Annotated in this window: 4 protein-coding genes; 3 read left to right on the top strand and 1 reads right to left on the bottom strand. The window is 69.7% G+C overall.

Annotated features, from left to right (window positions below; all coding sequences use genetic code 11):
- Together JS521_RS17775 and JS521_RS17770 are read left to right on the top strand one after the other, a co-directional pair.
- On the top strand, nucleotides 1-417 hold a 417-nt coding region (locus JS521_RS17775), incomplete at its 5' end, for an aldose epimerase family protein (protein WP_443732183.1).
- 80 nt (nucleotides 418-497) lie between these two features.
- On the top strand, nucleotides 498-1,277 hold the full coding sequence (locus JS521_RS17770; protein ID WP_205083950.1) for a hypothetical protein: 780 nt from the start codon (nucleotides 498-500) through the stop codon (nucleotides 1,275-1,277).
- 78 nt (nucleotides 1,278-1,355) lie between these two features.
- Here the strand turns inward: JS521_RS17770 and JS521_RS17765 are convergent, their stop codons facing one another.
- Nucleotides 1,356-4,382: a carbohydrate binding domain-containing protein gene (locus tag JS521_RS17765; protein ID WP_205083949.1), complete on the bottom strand. Its 3,027-nt coding sequence runs from the start codon at nucleotides 4,380-4,382 to the stop codon at nucleotides 1,356-1,358.
- 197 nt (nucleotides 4,383-4,579) lie between these two features.
- Between JS521_RS17765 and JS521_RS17760 the strand changes: the two genes are divergently transcribed.
- The gene (locus JS521_RS17760; protein ID WP_205083948.1) at nucleotides 4,580-4,996 is read left to right on the top strand and encodes an acyl-CoA thioesterase; all 417 of its coding nucleotides are present in this window, start codon (nucleotides 4,580-4,582) and stop codon (nucleotides 4,994-4,996) included.
- Nucleotides 4,997-5,135 lie beyond the last annotated feature (139 nt).

Genomic DNA, 5,135 nt, shown 5'->3' with positions numbered 1-5,135 from the left:
GTGTCCCGGGTTTGGGGGTCGTCGGGGGACCTCACCACCCCGCACCGCATCGGCGAACGCCTCGCCCACCCCGACGCCCAACTGGAGCGGGCCGGCGGCTACGACCACTGCTGGGTCCTGCGCCCCGCCGCACCCGGCACCCTGCGCCGCGCCGCCCGCCTCACCGCCCCCGGCGACCGGCGCACCCTGGAGCTGTGGACCACCGAACCGGGCCTCCAGATCTACACCGCCAACCAGCTCGACGGCGCGTTCACCGACGGCACCGGCCGCCGCCACCAGCGCCACGGCTCCCTCTGCCTGGAAACCCAGCACCTCCCGGACTCACCCAACCGCCCCGGCCACCCGAGCACGGTGCTGCGTCCCGGATCCGTGCTGCGCAGCCGTACCGAATGGCGCTTCCCGCATCTGGCGGAGTAGGCACGCATCCGGGCGGCCGGGCCGTGCGTATTGTTCGCCCTTACACAGGTGAACAGGGAGATTTCGAGGGTGGGGACCTGATGGTGTTCAAGAGCGGACGAAGACTGGTGGCGGTGGCGACACTGCTGGCGGCGGTCGGACTGACCTCGGCATGCGGGGACGGCACCGAACCGGCCGACGCGGCGGGAGAACCCGGGAACGCGACCAGCACCGCGGCCGGGAAACCGGTGCAACGCACGGAACCACTGACCGCCGCCGAGCTGAAGCCCGCGCTGCTCACCGCGGAGCAGGTCGTCGGATTCGAGATCACGGGAAGCAGCGCGCGGGACGGCGCCGCCGAGGAACCCTCCTACGACGCCGAGGAGACCGTCTCCCCCGAGGCATGTCGGCCGGTGCGCGACGCCACCAGGGGCGACGACCAGGAGACCGCCGCGGCCCAGTCGACCATGTACCGGGGCAAGAGCGCCCTGGCGCCCAGGAGTACCAACCTGCTGAGCTACCCGGAGGAGGCCGCCCGGACCCGCATGACGCGACTGCGTGTGGCCCTCGGGTCATGCGACCGTTTCCGCGTGAGCAACGCGTTCGGCAAGTCCTCCCTCACGAGCGAGGTGCTGAAGGCTCCGGACCTCGGGGACGAAGCCCTGCGGTTCCGCACGCTGTCGCGGATGGACGAGACGGGCTTCGCCTGGAAGCTGGTGACGGCGGTACGCGTCGGAGGCGTCATCGCGACGATGGACGTCCAGGAGATCACCGGGCCCCTGTCTCCCCAGAAGCTCGCCACGTTCAAGCCCGAGCCGGGCCCCGACGAAGCGGTCATCGCCAGACTCGTCGAGAACGTCACCGACGCCCAGGGCGCCTGAGGGCTGTGACGACCCGCCGCACCGTGAGAAGTATCTGCTGCGCACGGTGCGACGGGGCGTGACGGGAGGCCGGTTCCGCTACTTCAGATACGGCCCCGCCGCGCCGATCTTCCCCGGCGCGGCGTTCTTTCCGCCGAGGTCAAGGACGTACACACGCAGGTTGCCCTTCCCGGGGGCCGGGACCGCGAGGCTGCCGCCGGTTACCTGCTGGGTGTCGCCCGTGACGGCGTCCTTGTACGTGCCGTTCGGGATGCCGGTGTACGTGGCGTTCCCGGAGACCGTCACCAGCGCGAAGCTGTCCGTGCCGCTCGCCGCGTCCGTGTAGCGGCGCTTGTACGCCATCGAGCCGCTGATGCCCTCCGTGGAGTACTGGCCCATCTGCAGTGCCGGCACGGCCCGTCGGATCTCGTTCAGCCGCTGGAGGTGCTTGGCCAGCGGGGCGGCCAGGGTGTCGGCGACCTTGCCGGTGGCCGAGGAGACCTTTCCGAAGTCCGAGGCCGTCACCTCACCGGACAGGTGGTCCCCGAAGTAGGCCCGTCCGGTCGTCGCCAGGGGACACGTCGGCCCGCAGTCGATCTTCTTCCCCTTCTGGAACTCGATCTCGGAGCCGTAGTAGAGCGTCGGGATGCCCCGGAAGGTCCACATCAGCGACATGTTCTCGGCCCAGGCGTCCGTACCGCCGGTGTAGCGCTCGCTGCTCTTGTTGGGGCCGTAGTCGTGGCTGTCGACGTAGACGACGTTGTACGTGGGGTCGTTGACCGAGTCGTCGGAGTCCTTGCCGTTGTGGAACGCGTTGTCCGCGTCACCGAAGTTCATGTGCATCCGCATGTCGATGATGTTCATCCCGGAGAACCGGCTGCGGTCGGGCGCGTGGTAGGCGTTGCCCTTGAGGAACGCGTTGTCCGAGACGGGCTGGGACGCTGTGCCCTTCTGCTGCTCGTAGTCGTACATCTCCAGCGCGGCCTTCTCGTCGTCCGCGCTGTACTCCCCCCGCTCCTTCCAGGTGAAGAACTGCGCCGAGTGGTTGACCGAGCCTCGGTTCCACTTGTCGTTGACGAAGGCCGCGACCTCGCCGAAGACGAAGAAGTTCTTCGCCGCCTCCGCGCCGAACCGCTGCGTGACACGCTCCTGGATCGCGGGCAGGAAGCGGCGGTTCCAGGTGGTGCGGGGGATGTGCACCGCCGTGTCGAGCCGGAAGCCGTCGACGCCCATGTCGATGTACTTGTTGTACGCGCCGATCAGATAGTTCTGGACCTGGGCGTTCTCGGTGTTGAAATCGGCGAGGTCGTCGTGCAGCCAGCAGGAGCGGGAGTCCTCGCCCTCCCAGTTGCCGATCCAGCAGTTGTGGTAGAGCGCCTTCGGGAACATGCCCGAAGTGGGGCTCGGCCACTGGCAGTTGTATATGCGGTAGCCCTCCGGTGAGGTGTGCCCGGTCGGTGTGCCCCAGCCCACGCAGGTGTTGCCGGTCGGCTCGGCCGTGGACCACAGATCGCCGTTGTAGTACGACTTCCCCGACTTGGGCTCGACGGTGAGACCGTCGTACGCGAAGCCGTCGTTCCTCTCGTCGTAGTACCAGCTCCACTGACTGTCGCGGACGCCGTACGCCTTCGGGGTGAACAGGCCCTTGGCGCCCCACCGCGAGGAGTGGTTGTGGACGACGTCCTGGTAGATCTTCATGCCCTTGGCGTGGGCGGCGTTGATGAGGTCCTGGTACGAGGCGCCGGCGGACTCCAGGCGTGGGTCGACCTTGTAGAAGTCGTAGCCGTGGTAGCCGTGGTAGTCGTAGTCCGACCGGTTGAGGACGACCGGTGTCACCCAGATCGCCGAGAACCCGAGCCCTTTGATGTAGTCGAGCTTCTGCACCAGACCCTTGAAGTCCCCCCGGAACATGGGGTCGTTGTTGGTGGCGTTGCCGGACTTGTCGTGCTGGCTGCCGCCCCGGTTGTTCGTGGGGTCGCCGTCGTTGAAGCGGGCGGTCAGCACGAAGTAGATCGGGTCCTTGCGGGGATCGGTGCCCAGCGGTGTGCCCGTGGCCGGAGCGGTCGGCTTCTCACCGGTGGTGGCGGTGGCCGCCGCGGACCCGCCCGACAGGTTCCCGGCGGCGTCGACGGCCCGCACGGTGTAGCGGTAGGCGGTTTTCGCCTCAAGTCCGGTGTCGGCAAATACGGTGGAGCCGACATCGGTGACGAAGGTGCCCTTCGTTCCGCCCGTCCGCGTGACCTGATACTTCGTCACCCCCCGGTTGTCGGTCGAGGGTTCCCAGCTCACCAGGACGGACACCCCGTCGGCCGCGGCCTTCACCGCGGTGGGTGCGGAGGGTGCCTCGGTGTCCGGCTCCTCGGCAGCGCAGGGGTCCTTCGCCGTGGCGGTCACCTTGCGGTCCTTCACGGTGGTGAGTCCGGCGGGGAGGGTGTAGTCGCTGCCGTTGTTGTTGTCCCAGACCCCGCTGCCGTTGTTGAACGTGACCTGGAGGCCGGTTGCGCTGCCCAGGTCCACGGTCCGCCGCACCCAGCCGGTGCACGCCGCCTCCATACCGACACCCGGGACCGTGGTCCAGGCTCCGCCGTGCGGGCGGTAGTGCAGGTTGACGGTGGACCAGCCGACGGTGGACGTCGCGTAGTAGACCGAGGCGGTGTCGGGTCCGGTGGGGTCCGGCTCCTCGGGGTTCGTGCCCGCACAGGGGTCGCTGTGCGCCACGACCCCGTCCTTGACGGTGATTCTCCCGGTGCCCAGGTCGTAGTTCTTACTCGCGTTGTTGTCCCAGGTGCCCGACCCGTCGGTGAACGTCGCCTTGAGTCCGCCCGCGTCCCCGAGCGGGACCGTCAGCTTGACCCAGTCCGCGCAGGCGGCCTGCATCCGGGTGCCGGGGACGGCGGTCCAGGAGCCTCCGTCGGGGGAGTAATGCAGGTAGTACGCCGACCAGTCGCGGGTCTTCGTCGAGTAGAAGACGGTCGCCGAGCTCTCGGCGGCGGCGGAGGAGGCGACGGGTTCGCTCGCCGGGGCGGGACGCGCTTGCGGTACGACGGTCAGGAGTCCCAGCAGCCCGGCCGCTGCCACGGCCGCCGCGAGCGGTCGGCGCAGCAGCCGGTGAGGAGTGCGTCTCATACGTGTCTCCAGGGAGGGGAGAACCCTGACGCGCCTCGGGGTTCGGTGGGTGAACACGGTCCGGCGGAAAGCCCTGCCGGAATGTTGCTGCAATTCCTTGCGGGGTGGAAGTTACCGGTGCATGACAGGTGCGTAAAGGGATCCGGCACCCACGGTCCGCCCGGAATGGTCGGCCGGGCCCGGTTGTTCGCACGGTCATGACCTTCTCCGTCGATGTGACCGTGCGCGGCTACGAGCTCGACACCCAGGGCCACCTGAACCAGGCCGTCTACCTCCAGTACGCGGAGCACGCCCGCTGGGAGCTGCTGCGCGCCGCCGGGCTCCCCCAGGAGAAGCTGCTCGCCGGCGGCATCGGCCCGGTCCAGTTGGAGGTCACCGTCAAGTACCGCCGCGAGCTGCGGGGCGGCGAGCGCGTACGGGTCACCTGCCGGTTCGACTACGGCACGGGGAAGACGTTCACGCTGGCGCAGCAGATCATCACGGAGGACGGCACGGTGGCCGCGGAGATCACCGGAGTGGCCGGCGTCCTCGATCTCGCCGAACGCCGCCTCGTTCCGGACCCGCAGGGCCGCCTGGCTGCCCTGGCGGGCAACCCGGACCTGCTGACGGGCTGAGCCGCCGAGGGGTGTGGGGGGGGCCCGGCCGGCCCGGGCGGGGGGGGGGGGGCGGGCGCGGGGGGGGGGGGGCGGCGGCGGGGGGGGGGCGCCCCCGCAGGGCCGGGCGGGGACCCCCGGGGACGGGGGGGTGGTGGGT

This window comes from Streptomyces durocortorensis (assembly GCF_016901035.1).
Lineage (GTDB): Bacteria > Actinomycetota > Actinomycetes > Streptomycetales > Streptomycetaceae > Streptomyces > Streptomyces durocortorensis.
This window is presented reverse-complemented; position numbering and strand designations above follow the sequence as displayed.

Coding starts and splice junctions, on each gene's coding strand:
- JS521_RS17770 (WP_205083950.1), top strand. CDS start 498: ATGGTGTTCAAGAGCGGACGAAGACTGGTGGCGGTGGCGACACTGCTG.
- JS521_RS17760 (WP_205083948.1), top strand. CDS start 4,580: ATGACCTTCTCCGTCGATGTGACCGTGCGCGGCTACGAGCTCGACACC.
- JS521_RS17765 (WP_205083949.1), bottom strand. CDS start 4,382: ATGAGACGCACTCCTCACCGGCTGCTGCGCCGACCGCTCGCGGCGGCC.